17 protein-coding genes are annotated in these 17,181 nt (G+C 67.9%); 6 read left to right on the top strand and 11 right to left on the bottom strand.

Annotated features, from left to right (window positions below):
- Window positions 1-29 precede the first annotated feature (29 nt).
- Window positions 30-662, bottom strand: a complete 633-nt coding sequence (locus BTE28158_RS09995; RefSeq protein WP_239007226.1) for a TetR/AcrR family transcriptional regulator — start codon at window positions 660-662, stop codon at window positions 30-32.
- Window positions 663-755: 93 nt separating this feature from the next.
- Here BTE28158_RS09995 and BTE28158_RS09990 point away from each other — a divergent pair, with 93 nt between their 5' ends.
- A complete protein-coding gene (locus tag BTE28158_RS09990; RefSeq protein ID WP_059608108.1) occupies window positions 756-1,421 on the top strand; it encodes an O-methyltransferase in 666 nt (221 codons plus the stop codon).
- A gap of 137 nt (window positions 1,422-1,558) precedes the next feature.
- Here BTE28158_RS09990 and BTE28158_RS09985 read toward each other — a convergent pair whose 3' ends face one another.
- From BTE28158_RS09985 to BTE28158_RS09955, 7 genes are all read right to left on the bottom strand, one after another.
- Window positions 1,559-2,074, bottom strand: coding sequence for a DUF3455 domain-containing protein (locus BTE28158_RS09985; RefSeq protein ID WP_151049006.1), 516 nt, complete (start codon window positions 2,072-2,074; stop codon window positions 1,559-1,561).
- Window positions 2,075-2,245: 171 nt separating this feature from the next.
- Complete coding sequence (locus tag BTE28158_RS09980; RefSeq protein WP_151049005.1) at window positions 2,246-3,250, bottom strand: aldo/keto reductase; 1,005 nt, start codon at window positions 3,248-3,250, stop codon at window positions 2,246-2,248.
- Between the two features lie 20 nt (window positions 3,251-3,270).
- Complete coding sequence (locus BTE28158_RS09975; RefSeq protein ID WP_151049004.1) at window positions 3,271-4,386, bottom strand: alkene reductase; 1,116 nt, start codon at window positions 4,384-4,386, stop codon at window positions 3,271-3,273.
- Between the two features lie 90 nt (window positions 4,387-4,476).
- Window positions 4,477-5,283: a 2,5-didehydrogluconate reductase DkgB gene (gene dkgB / locus BTE28158_RS09970; protein ID WP_151049003.1), complete on the bottom strand. Its 807-nt coding sequence runs from the start codon at window positions 5,281-5,283 to the stop codon at window positions 4,477-4,479.
- A 149-nt stretch (window positions 5,284-5,432) separates the two neighbouring features.
- Window positions 5,433-6,395, bottom strand: coding sequence for an LLM class oxidoreductase (locus tag BTE28158_RS09965; protein WP_151049002.1), 963 nt, complete (start codon window positions 6,393-6,395; stop codon window positions 5,433-5,435).
- A gap of 16 nt (window positions 6,396-6,411) precedes the next feature.
- Window positions 6,412-6,735, bottom strand: coding sequence for a MoaF-related domain-containing protein (locus BTE28158_RS09960; protein ID WP_151049001.1), 324 nt, complete (start codon window positions 6,733-6,735; stop codon window positions 6,412-6,414).
- Window positions 6,736-6,763: 28 nt separating this feature from the next.
- Window positions 6,764-7,966, bottom strand: coding sequence for an MFS transporter (locus BTE28158_RS09955; RefSeq protein ID WP_151049000.1), 1,203 nt, complete (start codon window positions 7,964-7,966; stop codon window positions 6,764-6,766).
- A gap of 101 nt (window positions 7,967-8,067) precedes the next feature.
- Between BTE28158_RS09955 and BTE28158_RS09950 the strand changes: the two genes are divergently transcribed.
- Window positions 8,068-9,012: a LysR family transcriptional regulator gene (locus BTE28158_RS09950; protein WP_151048999.1), complete on the top strand. Its 945-nt coding sequence runs from the start codon at window positions 8,068-8,070 to the stop codon at window positions 9,010-9,012.
- Window positions 9,013-9,113: 101 nt separating this feature from the next.
- On the opposite strand, the gene zwf is transcribed toward BTE28158_RS09950, so the two are convergent.
- On the bottom strand, window positions 9,114-10,589 hold the full coding sequence (gene zwf, locus BTE28158_RS09945) for a glucose-6-phosphate dehydrogenase (protein WP_059528548.1): 1,476 nt from the start codon (window positions 10,587-10,589) through the stop codon (window positions 9,114-9,116).
- A gap of 202 nt (window positions 10,590-10,791) precedes the next feature.
- On the opposite strand from zwf, the gene BTE28158_RS09940 reads away from it, so the two are divergent.
- A complete protein-coding gene (locus BTE28158_RS09940) occupies window positions 10,792-11,370 on the top strand; it encodes a TetR/AcrR family transcriptional regulator (protein WP_151048998.1) in 579 nt (192 codons plus the stop codon).
- 199 nt (window positions 11,371-11,569) lie between these two features.
- The gene (locus tag BTE28158_RS09935) at window positions 11,570-12,445 is read left to right on the top strand and encodes an SDR family NAD(P)-dependent oxidoreductase (RefSeq protein ID WP_124901679.1); all 876 of its coding nucleotides are present in this window, start codon (window positions 11,570-11,572) and stop codon (window positions 12,443-12,445) included.
- Window positions 12,446-12,573: 128 nt separating this feature from the next.
- Here the strand turns inward: BTE28158_RS09935 and BTE28158_RS09930 are convergent, their stop codons facing one another.
- Window positions 12,574-13,152, bottom strand: a complete 579-nt coding sequence (locus tag BTE28158_RS09930) for a peroxidase-related enzyme (RefSeq protein ID WP_151048997.1) — start codon at window positions 13,150-13,152, stop codon at window positions 12,574-12,576.
- A gap of 510 nt (window positions 13,153-13,662) precedes the next feature.
- Here BTE28158_RS09930 and BTE28158_RS09925 point away from each other — a divergent pair.
- Window positions 13,663-14,853, top strand: a complete 1,191-nt coding sequence (locus BTE28158_RS09925) for a M20 aminoacylase family protein (protein WP_151048996.1) — start codon at window positions 13,663-13,665, stop codon at window positions 14,851-14,853.
- A gap of 56 nt (window positions 14,854-14,909) precedes the next feature.
- Entirely contained in the window at window positions 14,910-16,241 is a 1,332-nt protein-coding gene (locus BTE28158_RS09920; protein WP_151048995.1) for an MFS transporter, read from the top strand.
- Window positions 16,242-16,332: 91 nt separating this feature from the next.
- Here BTE28158_RS09920 and BTE28158_RS09915 read toward each other — a convergent pair whose 3' ends face one another.
- Window positions 16,333-17,121: an IclR family transcriptional regulator gene (locus tag BTE28158_RS09915; RefSeq protein ID WP_059599073.1), complete on the bottom strand. Its 789-nt coding sequence runs from the start codon at window positions 17,119-17,121 to the stop codon at window positions 16,333-16,335.
- Between the last annotated feature and the right edge of the window lie 60 nt (window positions 17,122-17,181).

Below are 17,181 nucleotides of genomic sequence, written 5' to 3'. Positions count from 1 at the left end.
GCGTCGTTGCCGTCGTCTCCGTCGTTGCGTCAGCCGCGCGCGAGCTGCGCGAGATACGCGCAGAACATGTCGGCCATCGCGGCCGAGTACGCGTCGATTTCGGCCGGCGTGCGTTCGGTTTCCGAAAACGCCTTGCCGGAACTCGTGAGCGTGCTCGTGATGAGCTCGCACGCGAGCGCGCGCGTGGCATCCGGTGCGTCGGGCAGCGCGTCGAGCATGAACGCGCTGAAGATCCGGTTGCCGGCGGCCTTCGCTTCCTGCGCCTCGGGTGTATCGCGATAGAGCGGCGCGGCGTCGTCGAGCGCGATGCGCATTCGCGCCTCGTCGCATTCCGAGCGGATGAACGCATGGACGGCCGTGCGCAGCCGCTCGGGCGGCGTCTTGTGCGGATCTTCCAGTATCCCGCGCAGCATCCCGGACGTCTGGCGCCACTCGTCGTGCTGCAGCCGGAACAGCACGGCCGCCTTGTTCGGGAAGTACTGATACAGCGAACCGACGCTCACACCGGCGCGCTCGGCGACGCGCGCCATCGTGAAGCGCTGCGCGCCTTCGGTCGCCAGAACCTGAATAGCGGCCTGCAGCACGTCATCGACAAGCTGGGTCGAGCGGGCCTGCCGAGGCAGTCTGCGCGAGGCGATCGGGGCGTTGCGGCGGTCGGTCATGACGGGTCTGCCAATGCGAATAGTAAAACCTGAATAGTTCGTCATATTCTAGTCGGGCGCCCTGACGCACTCAACCTGACACCGGAGATTCGCATGACCACCCTGATTCACGACCCGCTGGCGTCGCTGCTCGCGCGCCTGTTCGACGAAGCCGACGCATCGTCGCCCGCGTCGAGCCCGGACTTCGCCGACCTGACGCACGACGAGCACGCGCGGCTGATGCGCAGCAAGACAGATTACGCCGATTTCTATGCACGCCTGAAGGACTATCCGCTCGCGGTGTCGCGCGAGACGGGCACGCTGCTGTACATGCTCGCGCGTAGTAACGGCGCGCGCGCCATCGTCGAATTCGGCATGTCGTTCGGTATCTCGACGCTGCACCTCGCGGCCGCGCTGCGCGACAACGGCGGCGGCCGGCTGATCACGAGCGAGTTCGAGGCGTCGAAGGTCGCGCGGGCGCGCGAGAACCTGGCGGCCGGCGGGTTGGCCGATCTCGTCGAGATCCGCGAAGGCGATGCGCTGCGCACGCTGGCGGCCGATCTGCCCGAGACGGTCGATCTGCTGCTGCTCGACGGTGCGAAGGCGCTGTATCCCGAGGTGCTCGCGCTGGTCGAGCGCCGGCTGCGGCCCGGCGCGTTCGTCATTGCCGACAACGCGCAATACAGTCCCGACTACCTCGCCTACGTGCGCGCGCCGGAAAACGGCTATCTGTCGGTCCCGTTCGGCGGCGACGTCGAGCTGTCGATGCGCACGCGCTGACGCGCGCGCATCATGTGCTTGCCGGATCGATGACGATGAATACACCGGACATACGATCGGTAAATGCAGGATAACTGATCAAATGGACTTGTGAGCATCACGGTAGCGGCGTCCGCGCTTCGGGATGCCGCCGCGCGTTACTTCAGGAACACGTATCGCGCGAAATACGGAAAGCGGCCGATCGCATGTTCGGTCGCACACGTCGCCTCCGGCGGCGTGCCGCCCACGGTATCGAGCCGCTGTACGAAGCGCACGCCGGCGAGCGTGCCGGCTGCTGCCGGCGTCGCGGCGAGCAGGAGTTGCGCAATGCTGCCCGGGTGCGCGCTGGGCGTTTCCGCGAGCTTCTTGCCGGTGATGCGGCTGCCGTCGAGCGATTCCCACGACGGTCCCGCGCCGTGCCGGACGACGAGCGCGCCGGTGGCGTCGAACAGCATCGCTTCCGGGCGCTGGAATGCCCACGCGAGCCGGTGCCCGGCGTCGTATTCGCATGCGTAGATCTGCACGCCGGTCGCGGTCGTCGACAGCACGGGCGACGCCGGCTGGGGCGGCACGAGACCGGTTGCATCGTCGGCATGGGCCGGCAAGATGCAGGCCGCGAACGAAAGGGCCGCGAGGGCCTGCAGCATGTCGCGTTTCGGAAAGCGGCTTGGCATGGCGGAGCGTCCTTTCAGGTCGGGTGACGGTCGTGCGAAGTCGATCTTATGAACGTTAGACGGCGATTGCGCAGGCTGCAATTCGGAAATGGCAATCGCGGCGATAGCCGCCGCGATTGCACGGGAATGGATGTGCGCGGCCGCTCGTCGCGGCGGTCGCGCGCAAGCGGCTCAGGCCGCGCCGGCCGGTGTCGGCGCGTGTTCCGCGATCAGGCGCTCGGCCTTCAGTGCGTCCCACAGGCTTGCCGGAATCGGCGCCGACGCGAGCCGCAGGTTCTCGTCGATGCGCTCGGGCCGGCTCGCGCCGGGGATCACGGCCGCGACGGCCGGGTGCGCGAGCGAGAACTGCAGCGCCACCGCGCGGACATCGACGCCGAACTGCTCGCTGATCTGCCGGATGCGCGCGACGCGGTCGAGCATCTCCTGCGTGGCCGGCTGGTATTCGAAGTGGGTGCCGCCCGCGAGCACGCCAGAGTTGTACGGGCCGCCGACGATGATGCCGAGGCTGCGCACGGCGCTTTCCGGCATCAGCCGTTCGAGCGCGCCGGCATGGTCGAGCAGCGTGTAGCGGCCGGCGAGCAGGAAGCCGTCCGGGTCCGAGCGCTCGAGCGCGAGCTCGCACGGCTCGATCCGGTTCACGCCGAGGCCCCAGCCCTTGATGACTTTCTCGTCGCGCAGCCGTGTGAGTGCCTTGGCCGCACCCGACATCGCGACGTCGAACACGTCGAGCCAGCGCTCGCCGTGGAAGTCGATCGCCGGATCGTGGATCCACACGGTGTCGAGGCGGTCGGTGCGCAGCCGCTCGAGGCTTGCTTCGATCGAGCGCAGCGTGCCGTCTTCCGTGTAGTCGTAGACGATCTTGTTCGGCAGGCCATGGCGGAACAGGCCGCCCTTCTCGCCGAGATCGCGCTGCGACGCATCCTCGTGCTCGTCGAGCACGAGGCGGCCGACCTTGGTGCCGAGCGAATATTCATCGCGCGGCCGGCCGGCGAGCGCTTCACCGAGGCGCAGCTCGGCGAGGCCGGCGCCATACAGCGGCGCCGCGTCGAAGTAGCGGATACCGCTTTCCCATGCCGCGTCGACGGTGGCCAGTGCTTCTTCGTTCGGGATGTCCCGATACATGTTGCCCAGTGGCGCGGTGCCGAAACCCAGGCGGGAAGGGGACGTGATTCTCATGTCGGACTCCTGTCGATCGGTCAGGCCGCGGCCTGCGCGAGCGTCGGATAGTCGGTCAGGCCCCGTGCGCCGCCGCCGAACAGCGTGTTGCGATCGTGCGGCGTGAGCGCGGCGCCGGTGCGCAGGCGCTCGGGCAGGTCGGGGTTCGCGACGAACGGTCGGCCGAAGGCGACGAGGTCGGCCCAGCCGGCGGCGATCCCTTCCCGCGCGCGCTCGGCGGTGTACGCGCCGGCGTAGATCAGCACGCCAGGAAACGCGGCACGCAGCTGCTGCTTGAATTCGACCGGCATCAGCGGTGCGTCGTCCCAGTCGGCTTCCGCGATGTGCAGGTAGCCGACACCGAGTTCGCCGAGCAGCTTCGCGGCGGCGAGGTAGGTCGTCTCGGGATCGTCGTCGACGCAGCCGTTCAGCGTGGTCAGCGGCGCGAGGCGGATGCCGACGCGCGACGCGTCGCCGGTGCCTTCGATCAACGCCTGCGCGACTTCGCGCAGGAAGCGCAGCCGGTTGTCGAGCGAGCCGCCGTACGCGTCGGTGCGCGTGTTCGCGTTCGAGTCGATGAACTGGTTCACGAGATAGCCGTTCGCGCCGTGCAGCTCGACGCCGTCGAAACCGGCTTCGATCGCGTTGCGCGCGGCGGCGCGGTATTGATCGACGATCTCGCCGATTTCGTCGACGGACAACGCGCGCGGCTCGGACGCCTGCACGAAGCCCGGCGTGCTGCCGTCCTCACCGGCGACGAACACGTTCACGCCCTTCGCCTGGAGCGGCGACGACGAAACGGGTTGCCGGCCGCCGAGCAGGCTCGTGTGGCTCAGCCGGCCGACGTGCCAGAGCTGCGCGAAGATGCGGCCATGCGCTGCGTGGACGGCGTCCGTCACCTTGCGCCAGCCGGCGACCTGCGACGGCGTGTGGATGCCGGGCGTCCATGCGTAGCCCTTGCCGAGCGGCGCGATGTAGGTGCCTTCGCTGACGATCAGGCCCGCGCTCGCGCGCTGCGCGTAATACGCGGCCATCAGTTCGTTGGCTTCGTCGCCGGGCTGGCTGGCGCGCGAACGCGTCATCGGCGGCATCACGATGCGGTTCGGCAGTGTCAGCGAGCCGAATTGCAGCGGTTGGAAAAGCGGGTCCTGGGTCATGAGGGATTCCTGTCGGTGCCGCGGCCGGCTGGCCGCGGACGGTTCGATTGAGGGGGCGATGCCGGGGCCTGTTATCAGCGGGAGCAGGCCTTAGTCCCACTTCGGCGCGAGGCCGACCGGGTCGACTTCGCGGCCGTTGCGTTCGAGCGCGGCGATCTGCGCCATGTCCTCGTCGGTCAGGCGCAACGTTTGCGCGAGCAGGTTGCTTGCGAGGTTTTCGCGCTTCGTCGACGACGGGATCACCGAGTAGCCGAGCTGCAGGGCCCAGGCCAGCGCGACCTGCGCCGGCGTCGCGTCGTGACGTTGCGCGATCGCACCGATCACCGGGTCGCCGAGCACCTTGCCGTATGCGAGCGTCATGTACGACGTCACGTGGATGCCTTCGCCGTTCAGGAATTCGACCAGCTTGCGGTTCTGCAGGTACGGGCTCAGTTCGATCTGGTTCGTCGCGATCGCATCCTTGCCGACCACCGCGATCGCTTCCTTCGTCAGTTCGATGTTGAAGTTCGAGATGCCGATCCGGCGCGTGAGACCTTTCACCTTCGCGTCGGCGAGCGCGGTCATGAATGCCTGGACCGACACGCCGCTCTCAGGCGCCGGCCAGTGGATCAGCGTCAGGTCGACGTAGTCGGTGCGCAGCTTGCGCAGGCTTTCCTCGAGGCTGGCGACCAGCTTTTCCGGCGCGTAGTTGTCGACCCAGATCTTCGTCGTGAGGAACAGGTCTTCGCGGCGCACGCCCGATGCGGCGATCGCTTCGCCGACTTCGGCTTCGTTGCCGTAGATCTGCGCGGTGTCGATCGCGCGGTAGCCGACCTCGAGGCCGTTGCGGACCGAGTCGATGACGACCTGGCCTTGCAGGCGGAAGGTACCGAGGCCGAATGCGGGAATGTTGCTCATCATGTGTTCCTGGAAGAGGTGGAGCGATTGCGGTATGGAAATCATTCTGGCGCCCTGGACTGATGAGATAAACGCCTTTAGAGGTCAAAAATATTTGATTTAAAGTCAAATATTGGTCGTGGATCCCGCTGGCTGGCGGCGTGGCGGCCTCAGGCGGCGCCCGTCAGCGCGTTCGCATCGGCCGCGGCATTCGCATGGAACACCGGCAGCACGTCCGACGCGATCTCGGCCAGCGTCTCGTCGAGCGAGCGGCGGTTGCGGCGGAAATGCAGGCCGATGTGCTGCACGCCGGCGGCGCGCATCGCTGCGAGTTCCTCCGTCAGCGCGATGCGTCCGGCGCGCGCGCCGAAGCGGTGCCGCTGCAGCGGCTCGTGCGGATCTTCCGCGAGGTCGAGGTGGATGAAGCTCACGTACGGCTTGTTGCCGGCCACCGCGCGCCAGTTCGCGACGCGCTGCAGGTGATCGGCCGGCGTGCCCGGATACGCGAGGCAGCCGTCCATGTGCTCGCCGATCCATGCGGGCGTCTGCTGCGCGAGACCCGCGACGAGCAGCGGCACCGTCGAGCGCGCGGCGGGCAGCACGTCGAGCCCGGGCGGCAGATGCGCGCGCGCGCCGTCGCGCAGCAGCGCGATCTGGTCGCGGAAGTTGGCGCCGCGCGATGCGAAGTCGCGGCCGAACAGCGGATATTCGACCGGCCGGTCGCCGCTCGCGACGCCGAGCAGCAGGCGGCCGCCGCTCAGTTCCTGGATCGTGGCGGCCGATTTCAGCGTCAGCAGCGGTTCGCGCAGCGGCAGCACGACGGCCGCCGTGCCGAGCAGGATGTCGCGCGTGATGCCGGCGAGGTAGCCGAGATACGAGAAGGTCTCGAACACCTGCGCGGCGTCGCCGAACGACGGGTCGTACACCGGCACGTCGCGCACCCAGAGCGCGCGGAAGCCGAGCGTGTCGGCCAGTTGCGCGAGCTCCGCGTGGATTTCCAGGTCGGGCACGCCGGGGCGGCGGCCGTCATGCTGGCGCTTCGCGTCGCCGGCCGGCGACCAGTCGTTGTCGAGCGGCAGTTCGATGCCGATGGTGAAGCCGCCTTCGGCGAGTTTGTCGAGTGAAGTGGACATGGTCGGGCGTCTCCGTTCAGATCGCGCGCAGGCTGCCTTCGAGCCGGTAGAAGTCGAGCGACGACGCGGTGAAGAACGAGCGCGACGTGCCGGCGGCAAAATCGTCGATGTGCACGACCGTCGCGCGGTCGGCTTCCTGCCACGAGATCGCGTAGGTCTCGCCGGCGACGTGCTGCCACGTGAAGGCGACTTCGCCCGTCGCGCCGGCGTACGCGCCTTCGGTGATCTCGTAACGCATGTGGAGGCCGTCCTCGTCATACGCGTTGAGGGCGGTGAGGCCGTCGTAACGGACTTCGAAAGTCTTGCCGGCGAACGGCGGACGTCGGGTCGATGCGTTCATGCTGTGCGGCTCCTGCAGAAAGTGACGTTCAATGGGCGAGTTCGACGGGTTCGGCCGTGCGTTCGGGCAGGCCCTGGCCGCGATCGAGGCGGCCGCTCAGCGCGGTCAGCGCGAACGCGCCGAGCGTGACGACGGCGGCGATCCACGGCGTGTGGCCGAGGCCGACGTTCGCGACGATCAGGCCGCCGAGCGACGAGCCGCCGGCGACGCCGAGGTTGAACGCGGCGATGTTGAAGCCCGATGCAACGTCGGTGGCGTCCGGCGCGAAGTGGCGCGCCTGCTTGACGACGTACACCTGCAGGCCCGGCACGTTGCCGAATGCGACCGCGCCCCACGCGAGCATCGTCAGCACCGCGAGCCACTTCACGTGCACCGTGAAGGTCAGTGCGAGCAGCACGATCGCGAGCAGCAGGAAGATCTGCTTGAGCGCCTTGACCGGGCCGACGCGGTCGGCGAGTTTGCCGCCCCACACGTTGCCGAACGCGACCGACACGCCGTAGCCGACGAGCACGAGGCTGACCTGCGACGGCGTGAAGCCGGCGATCTGTTCGAGCAGCGGTGCCATGTAGGTGAACGCGATCAGCGAGCCGCCGTAGCCGACCGCCGTCATCGCATAGACGAGCAGCAGGCGCGGCTGGGCCAGCACGCGGAACTGACGGGCGAGCGGCGCCGGCGGCGTCCGCGGAAGGCCGCGCGGCACGAAGGCCACGGCGCCGAGGAACGCGACGAAGCCGAACAGCGCGACGATCAGGAACGTCGCGCGCCAGCCGAAGTGCTGACCGATGAAGGTGCCGAGCGGGATGCCGGCGACGAACGCGACGGTCATGCCGCTGAACATCGTCGCGATTGCGCTGGCGGCCTTGTCCTTTGGCACGAGCGTGGTCGCGATGATCGAGCCGACCGAGAAGAACACGCCGTGCGCAAGGCCGGTGAGCACGCGCGCGACGATCAGCGATTCGTAGCCCGGCGCCTGCCAGGCGACGAGGTTGCCGATCGTGAACAGCGCCATCAGCGCGACGAGCAGCGTTTTGCGCGGCACGCGGCCGGTGAGCGCGGTGAGGAGCGGCGCGCCGATCGCGACGCTCAGCGCGTAGAGGCTGACGAGCAGGCCGGCCGACGGCAGGCTGACGCCGAGATCGGCGCCGATCGTCGGGATCAGCCCGACGATCACGAATTCGGTCGTGCCGATGGCAAAGGCGCTGATGGTCAGCGCAAGCAGGGCGAGTGGCATGGCGGGATCCAGGTTCCAGTAAGAATGGATCGCAGTGTGCCGCCTTTACTTTTGCTGAAAAACTGGTTTATAAACCAAATTGTTTTGATTTCAGGTCAACAATGAAAATCACGCTCGACGAACTCCAGGCCTTTGCCGCCGTGGTCCACACCGGCTCGATCACCGCCGCCGCGCAGCAGCTCGACGTCACCGTGTCGGCGGCGAGCCGCACGCTTGCGCGGCTCGAGGAGAAGCTGAAGACCACGCTGCTGCGCCGGACCACGCGCCGGCTCGAACTGACCGAAGAGGGGCGCGCGTTCCTGCAGGATGCGCGCGCGATCATCGAATCGGTCGAGAACGCCGAGGAGCAGATGCTCGCGCGGCGCGAGATGCCGTCGGGGCGGCTGCGCGTCGACGCCGCGACACCGTTCATGCTGCATGTGATCGTGCCGCTCGTGCGCGGCTACCGTGAACGCTTTCCGAAGGTCGAGCTGGAGCTGAACAGCAACGAGGGGATCATCGACCTGCTCGAGCGGCGCACCGACGTCGCGATCCGGATCGGCCGCCTGAAGGATTCGACGCTGCACAGCCGGCGAATCGGCAACAGCCGGTTGCGCATCCTCGCGAGCCCCGCGTACATCGAAGCGCACGGCCAGCCGCGCAAGGTGGAGGATCTCGGCAAGCACACGCTGCTCGGCTTCACGCAGCCCGAATCGCTGAACGTGTGGCCGATCCTCGGCGCGGACGGCGAGCCGAGCCGCATCGAGCCCGGCATCTGGTCGTCGAGCGGCGAGACGCTGCGGCAGCTCGCGCTGGAGGGGGCGGGCGTGGTGTGCCTGTCGGACTTCATGACCGCGCAGGATCGCGAGGCCGGCCGGCTCGTGCAGGTGCTCGCGCGGCAGACGCTCGAGGTCGAGCAGCCGATCAACGCGGTGTATTACCGGAACACTGCGATCTCGTCGCGGATCGCGTCGTTCGTCGATTACATGATCGAGGTGCTGGGCGGCGGGAGCAGCGGCAGCGATGGGTCGACGCGGCGCAAGGCTGCGTGGATGGGGCCGCTGTAACGGCGGCGCGCTGGAAGGGCAGCGGGCGACCGGCTTCGGGCGCCGGCGTGACCCGGCGTGCCGCACGGCGCTTGCGCCGCGGGCACACCGTCGTGCAAGGCTTACGCTTCCTCAGACCACGACATGTTGTCGCGCGCCAGCAGCGCCGACGATGCCGCCGGTCCGAACGTGCCCGCGGTGTAGAGGCGCGGGCGATCGCCGAGCTGCTTCCAGCCGTCGAGGATCGGTTCGACCCACGACCATGCGGCTTCGAGCTCGTCGCGGCGCATGAAGTGCGTGAGGCGGCCGCGGATCACGTCGATCAGCAGCCGTTCGTACGCTTCCGCGCGCCGCTCCGGAATCGCCTGCTGCAGGTCGAGGTTCAGGCTCACGGGCACCATCTTCATCCCGCTGCCCGGCTCCTTCGCGAGCATCTGCAACTGGATCGACTCTTCCGGCTGGAGCTGGATCACGAGGCGGTTGCTGTAGTGGCGCGGGCCGCTCGGGATGATCGAGAACGGCATGTCCGCGAACTCGATCACGATTTCCGACTGGCGGCGCTGCAGCCGCTTGCCGGTGCGCAGGAAGAACGGCACGTTCGCCCAGCGCCAGTTGTTGATGTGCGCGCGCAGCGCGACGAAGGTTTCCGCGTGGCTGTCCGCCGGCACGTTGTCCTCCTCGAGATAGCCCTTGACCGGCTGTCCGTCGACCGCGCCGGCCGTGTACTGGCCGCGCACCGTGTCGCGCGCGACGTCCGACAGCGCCATCGGCCGCAGCGAGCGCAGCACCTTCAGCTTCTCGTCGCGCACCGCGTCCGGGTCGAGCGACACCGGCGGTTCCATCGCGACGATGCACAGCAGTTGCAGCAGGTGATTCTGCACCATGTCGCGCAGCGCGCCGGTATGGTCGTAGAAGCCCGCGCGGCTGCCGACGCCGACCGTCTCCGCCACCGTGATCTGCACGCTGCGGATGCTCGGCGCCTGCCACAGCGGCCCGAAGATCGGGTTGCCGAAGCGCAGCACCATCAGGTTCTGCACGGTTTCCTTGCCGAGGTAATGGTCGATCCGGTAGATCTGCGATTCCGCGAAATGCTTGCCGACCGCATCGTTGATCGCCTGCGCCGACGCGAGATCGTGGCCGAGCGGCTTTTCGAGGACGACGCGCGAGCGCGCATCGACGAGGTGCGCGGCCGACAGGTTGTCGCAGATCGTCGTGAACAGCTCCGGCGACGTCGACAGGTAGAACACGCGGATCGCATCGCCGCGCGCCGCGTCGGCGAGCCGTGCGTAGTCTTCCGGCGCGTTCACGTCGATCAGCACGTACTTGAACAGGTCGAGGAAGCGGGCCCATGCGTCGGCGTCGAACGCCTTGTCGTCGATGAACGGGCGCGATTGCTCGTCCATGAACTTGCGATAGCCGTCGATGCCCCAGTCGCGCCGGCCGACCGCGATGATGCGCGTCTCCGGCGGCAGGTTGCAGTGCAGGTGCGCCATGTACAGCGCGGGCAACAGCTTGCGGGCGGCCAGGTCGCCGCCGCCGCCGAAGATGATCATGTCGACGGGCTGGTCGGCTTCGGTCTGGTTGGGCTTATTCGTCATGAGTGGATCGCGGTCTGAAGCGGTGTGAGCGTGGAACGAACGTCGAAGCGCCGGGCGCCGGTTCGTTGGCGCGCCAGTACGTGAAAACGCTAATAGTGCACGCTTTTGATCGATTGTGTATGTGTTCCCGTGTTGTAACAGCGCTTGCATGGCACGCATGTTGTAATTATGATTGAGCGCTCACTCATTAAAGGAATCGAACGTGGCCCGACCGCGCAGTCCCGACAAGCACGACGCCATCCTCGCCGCCGCCGCCCGCGCGCTCGCGGAGGACGGCGCGAGCGCGACCACCGCGCGCATTGCCCGGCTCGCCGGCGTCGCGGAAGGCACGGTGTTTACCTATTTCGAGACCAAGGATGCGCTGCTGAATGCGCTGTACCTGAGCCTGAAGGCCGACATGCGCGAGGCGATGATGACCGGGTTTCCGGAACACGCGCCGGCCGAACAGGCGATGCGGCATGCGTGGAACGGCTATGTGTCGTGGGGCGTCGCGAATCCGGACGGGCGCCGCGCGCTGCAGCAGCTCGGCGTGAGTGGCCGCATCGACGACGCGCATCGCGCGGCCGGGGGCGAAGGGTTCGGCGCGATCAGCTCGCTGCTGCGCGCGCAGGTTGCGGCTGCGGGCGGGCTGAAGGCCGACGACGCGCACGCGTTCTGCGCGGCGCTGTTCACGTCGATCGCGGAAACGGCGATGGAATCGATCGCGCGCGATCCGGCGCTGGCCGACGGATACCGGGAAGCGGGGTTTCGTGCGCTGTGGGCCGTGTTGCACGCGGTATGAGTGGACGGCTCGCCGGGCGGGCGGCCTGGCGGACGGCGGGAGACGGGTGATTGGCGGCGCGTTCGGTTCGGGCGCATCCGCCGCGGCGGAAGGCGGTTTCAGGCAGGGCGCGGCACGGTGAAAGTCACCGTTTCAGCGCCCATATTAATGAGTGAGTAATCGTTCATTTTGCGATTTCAACCTTGTCGAGGAGTGGAAAATGTCGAAAGTCTGGCTGGTAACAGGGGCCGCACGCGGCCTGGGGCGCTCGATCGCGGAAGCGGTGCTGGCGGCGGGCGATCGTCTGGCGGCCGGTGCGCGCGATCCCGCGCGGCTCGCGGATCTGGAAGAACGGTACGGCGACCGGCTGCTGCCGATTGAACTCGACGTGACCGACGCAGCGGCAGCCGCGCATGCGGTTGCGGCTGCCCGCGACGCGTTCGGCCGCATCGACGTGCTGGTGAACAACGCGGGCTACGGTCATACGGCGCCGTTCGAGCAGATCGGCGCCGATGACTTCCGCGACCAGATCGAAACGAACCTGTTCGGCGTGGTCAACCTGACGCGCGCGGTGCTGCCGACGATGCGTGCGCAGCGCGCGGGCCACATCTTCCAGGTGTCGTCGGTCGGCGGGCGCACGTCGACGCCCGGGCTGTCCGCGTATCAGGCCGCGAAGTGGGCGGTCGGCGGGTTCAGCGACGTGCTGTCGAAGGAAGTCGCGCCGTTCGGCGTGCGCGTCTGCACGCTGGAGCCGGGCGGGATGCGCACCGAATGGGCCGCGCAGGCGAAGCGCGAGGTCGACGGCCTGCTGCCCGACTATCAGCCGTCGGTCGGGAAGATTCTCGAATTGCTCGGCGCGTACGGCGGCCACGAGGTCGGCGATCCGGCGCGGATCGCGAAGCTGATCGTCGAGTTGTCGCGTCGCGACGACGTGCCGATGCGTCTGCTGCTCGGCGGCGATGCGCTGTTCGTGTGCGAGCAGGCGGAAGCGCAGCGTGCAGAGGAGGCGGCGCGGTGGCGCGATACGACGCTGTCGACGATGTTCCCGGACGCGAAGTTGCCGGAGGGACTGCAGGCGTTGAAGAAGGTCGGGTAAGTCTGGGAGCCGGGGCAGCGCGGGTTCGCTCGAGCGCGGCGCCGACGCCCCGCCGACGCGCGGCGACCGGATGACGCCCGGTCGCATGCACGCCGGTCTTCGATCACGATCGCCGTTGCCGGCCGCCCTCAGCGCCCTAGCGCGTAGAACTCCGCGTTGGGCCGCATGTTGGTCACGTTCGCGATGCGATTCGACATCCCGAAGAACGCCGAGATCGCCGCGATGTCCCAGGCGTCCTCGTCGGTGAAGCCATGCGACTTCAGCGTATCGAAGTCCGCTTCGCCCACCTGGTGCGCGGTCTGCGAAACCTTCATCGCGAAGTCGAGCATCGCCTTCTGTCGCGCGGTGATGTCGGCCTTGCGATAGTTTATCGCGACCTGGTCGGCGATCAGCGGATCCTTCGCGCGAATGCGCAGGATCGCGCCGTGCGCGATCACGCAGTACTGACACTGGTTCACGCTGCTGGTGGCCACGACGATCATCTCGCGTTCGGCCTTGGTGAGGTTGCCCGGCTTGTCCATCAGCGCATCGTGGTATGCCATGAACGCGCGAAACTCGTCCGGGCGATGCGCGAGCGTGAGGAATACGTTCGGGACGAAGCCCGATTTCTCCTGGACGGTCGCGATCCGTTCGCGAATGTCGTCGGGCAGGTCTTCGAGTGCCGGCACGGGAAAGCGGCTGACGGGCGCGTTGTCTGCAGCGGTCATGAGGTCTCCTGGATAAAGTGGTACGCGCGGTCTCGACGCACGAGCCGCCGGCCTGAATCGAATCGACGGATGGCCGTTGCCGGCGTCGTGCGCTGACGTCCACGACGATGCGGCCGCGCACCTTGCCGCCGATCGGTTCGTCGGCGCGCGGGATGACGTGCTTCCCTGCGTGATGGTCCAAGGCCATGATTGTAAAGAAAATTACTTCTTTTCATCCCGCGCTTCTCTTTTGATCGTTCGGCCAATTCATGCCTTTCGTGCCGAGGCCACGCAGCCGGTAGACGCAATCTCCAGCAGCGCTTGTTTGCGAGGGGCATCACACAAGCGCCGACGAGGTCGGGACGCGAAGTGGCCTCCGCCGTGCCCGTACTAACCCTGATTAATAAATCTTATCGCGGTGAAAAATTCCGCATCTTATTGAACCGATATCGGCTCGCTATAGTGGCTCGCTTTCCCGCACGCAACCGTTCGCGTGCGGCTGACACGCTGACGATCAGCAGGAGCCGCTTGATGACCACCGACGTCCGATTCACCGAAATCGAGGATCTGATGCCCGCCGCCGGCGGGCTGCGCGAGATTCGCCACCACATTCACCATCATCCGGAGCTCGCGTACGAGGAGCACGAGACGGCCGCGCTCGTCGCGGACAAGCTCGAGCAATGGGGCTGGCAAGTGACGCGCGGGGTCGGCAAGACGGGGGTGGTCGGCACGCTGCGCGTCGGCGACGGCACGCGCAGCATCGGCATCCGTGCGGACATGGACGCGCTGCCGATCCTGGAGGCGACCGGCCTGCCGTACGCGAGCGGCACGCACGGCAAGATGCACGCATGCGGCCACGACGGCCACACGACGATGCTGCTCGGCGCCGCGCAACACCTCGCGAAGACGCGCAACTTCTCCGGCACCGTGCACCTGTATTTCCAGCCGGCGGAGGAGCACGGCGTCGACAGCGGCGCGAAGAAGATGATCGACGACGGCCTGTTCGAGCGCTTCCCGTGCGATGCGGTGTTCGGCATGCACAACCATCCGGGCGCGGCGCCCGGCGTGTTCCTCACGCGGCGCGGCCCGTTCATGTCGGCCGGCGACAAGGCGATCATCTCGATCGAGGGCGTCGGCGGCCACGCGGCGCGGCCGCACCTGACGGTCGACCCGGTGGTCGTCGCGGCGAGCATCGTGATGGCGCTGCAGACGATCGTCGCGCGCAACGTCGACCCGTCGCAGCCGGCGGTCGTCACGGTCGGCTCGATGCACGCGGGCACCGCGAACAACGTGATCCCGAACGGCGCGCGCCTCGACCTCAGCGTGCGGTCGTTCAGCCCCGACGTGCGCGCGCTGCTCAAGCGCCGCATCGTCGAGCTCGCCGAGTCGCAGGCCGCGAGTTACGGTGCGACCGCGCACGTCGAGTACATCGAAGGCTATCCGGTCGTCGTCAATACGGATGCCGAAACGGATTTCGCTGCGCAGGTCGCGCGCGAGCTGGTCGGCGACGCGCACGTGGTCGAGCAGGCCGACCTGCTGATGGGCAGCGAGGATTTCGCGTTCATGCTGCAGCAGCGGCCGGGCTCGTTCGTGCGGCTCGGCAACGGCGAAGGCGAGGACGGCTGCATGGTGCACAACCCGAAGTACGACTTCAACGATCGCAACCTGCCGATCGGCGCGGCGTTCTGGACGCGTCTGGTCGAGCGATACCTCGGGCAGTAACCCCGGCGGCGGCGCGCGGCCGGCGCTTCCGGCCGCATTGAGAGGAGAAACGAACGATGCAGAAAGACCATCTCGCGCTGCACCCCGCGTCGACGGGGGCTGCCGAAACCGATGCGCGCGGCGCACCGGCCGTCACGAAGCGCGGCGCGATCGCGGCGGCCGTGATCGGCAACTGGCTGGAGTTCTTCGATTTCACCGTGTACGGCTTTTTCGCGGTGCTGATCGGCAAGCTGTTCTTCCCGTCGAGCGATCCGACCACGTCGCTGCTGCTGTCGGTCGCGACGTTCGCCGCCGGCTTCTTCACGCGGCCGCTCGGCAGCGTCGTGCTCGGCGTCTATGCGGACCGCAAGGGCCGCAAGGCCGCGCTGAACCTGACGATCATGCTGATGGCGCTCGGCACCGGCCTGATCGCGATCGCGCCGACCTACGCGCAGGCCGGCGTGGCCGCGCCGCTGCTGGTGGTCTGCGCGCGGCTGATGCAGGGCTTCTCGCAGGGCGGCGAGTTCGGCGCGGCGACTTCCACGCTGATCGAGCAGGGCGGCACGTCGCACCGCGCGTTCCGCGCGAGCTGGCAGCTGGCGACGCAGGGCGGCGCGGCGTTGATGGGGTCGGGCTTCGCGGCGCTGCTGTCGAACACGCTGACGAAGGACGCGCTCGAGGGCTGGGGCTGGCGCCTGCCGTTCCTCGTGGGCGTGCTGATCGCGCCGGTCGGCATGTATCTGCGCCGCCGGCTCGCGGACGATGCGCCCGGCGACAGCCATCACGGGATCGAACGCGGTGTGCTGCGCGAGCTGTTCTCGCAGCACACGCGCACGGTGCTGCTGCTGATGCTGACGGTGATGGGCGGAACGGTGTCGACCTACATCCTGACGTTCTACATGCCGACCTATGCGATCCATACGCTCGGGCTGCCGATGAAGCTGTCGATGTTCGTCGGCGTGGCGTCGGGTTGCGTGATGCTGGTGACGTGTCCGCTGTTCGGCTGGCTGTCGGACCGCCTCGGCAGCCGGCGCCTGCCGATCTTCGTCGGACGCGGCGTGCTGGTCCTGCTGCTGTTCCCGGCGTTCTGGCTGATGAACCATCATCCGACGCTGCCGGTGATCCTGCCGCTGACCGCGCTGATGCTGCTGTTCTATTCGCTCGGTTCGGCATCCGAAATGGCGCTGATGTGCGAATCGCTGCCGCGCCACGTGCGCGCGACGGGCATCTCGATCGCGTATGCGCTCGCGGTGACGATCTTCGGCGGCACCGCGCAGCTGATCGCGACCTGGCTCGTGAAGACGACGGGCAGCAAGCTCGCGCCGGCCGGTTACGTGGCCGCGTGCGTGGTGCTGTCGCTGATCGCGGTCGCGATGCTGCGCGAGACGGCGCGCGAATCGATGGACTGACGCACAGCATGGCGCGGCACGACGGGCGGCAAGCGGCGATACGCGCTTACCGCCCGCGCACCACCCTCAGGTACGACGCGCGCCCCTTCGCTCATCCGCGCCGTGCCACCAGCTCCGACACCGTCTGCGCGGCCTGCTGCAGCGGCCCGAGAAACTCCTTCACCATCTGCTTCGCGGTGTGCCGCTGCGCGTTGCCGCTGATGTTCATCGCGGCGATCACCTGCCCGCGCCGGTTGCGGATCGGCGCCGAGATCGACATCAAGCCCACTTCGAGTTCCTGGTCGACCACGGCCCAGCCTTGCTGGCGCACCTGTGCGATCGTCGCCTTCAGCTCGCCGATGTCGGTGATCGTGCGCGGCGTGTGCGCGCGGATGCCGCTTTGCGCGAGCGTTTCGTCGAGCGCCGCGTCGTCGAGCGCGGACAGCAGCACACGGCCCATCGACGTGCAGTATGCGGGCAGGCGGCTGCCAATCGACAGGTTGATCGTCATGATCTTGCGGGTCGGCACGCGCAGCACGTAGACGATCTCGGTGCGGTCGAGCACGGCGGCCGAGCAGCTTTCGTGGATCTGCGCGGACAGCTGCTCCATGACCGGATCGGCGAGATTCCAGAACGGCATCGACGTGAGATATGCGAAGCCGAGTTCGAGGATCTTCGGCGTGAGCCGGAACAGCCGGCCGTCGGCCTCGACATAGCCGAGCGTCTGCAGCGTCAGCAGGATCCGGCGCGCGCCGGCGCGCGTGAGCCCGGTGGCCGAGGCAACCTCGGTGAGCGTCTGCTCCGGGCGCTGGGCGTCGAATGCGCGGATCACCGCGAGGCCGCGCGCGAACGACTGCACATAGGAGTCGCCCGGTTTCGTCTGGATGTCTTCGGTTGTCATGAACGGTCGGATTGTCGTGCAGCCGAGAAGATAGCGCATGGGGCCTGACACGCCAACCGC

Origin of the sequence: Burkholderia diffusa (genome assembly GCF_902499115.1) — a bacterium.
Lineage (GTDB): Bacteria > Pseudomonadota > Gammaproteobacteria > Burkholderiales > Burkholderiaceae > Burkholderia > Burkholderia diffusa.
The sequence above is the reverse complement of the archived record's forward strand: the minus strand, read 5'-3'. Positions and strand labels throughout refer to the sequence as shown.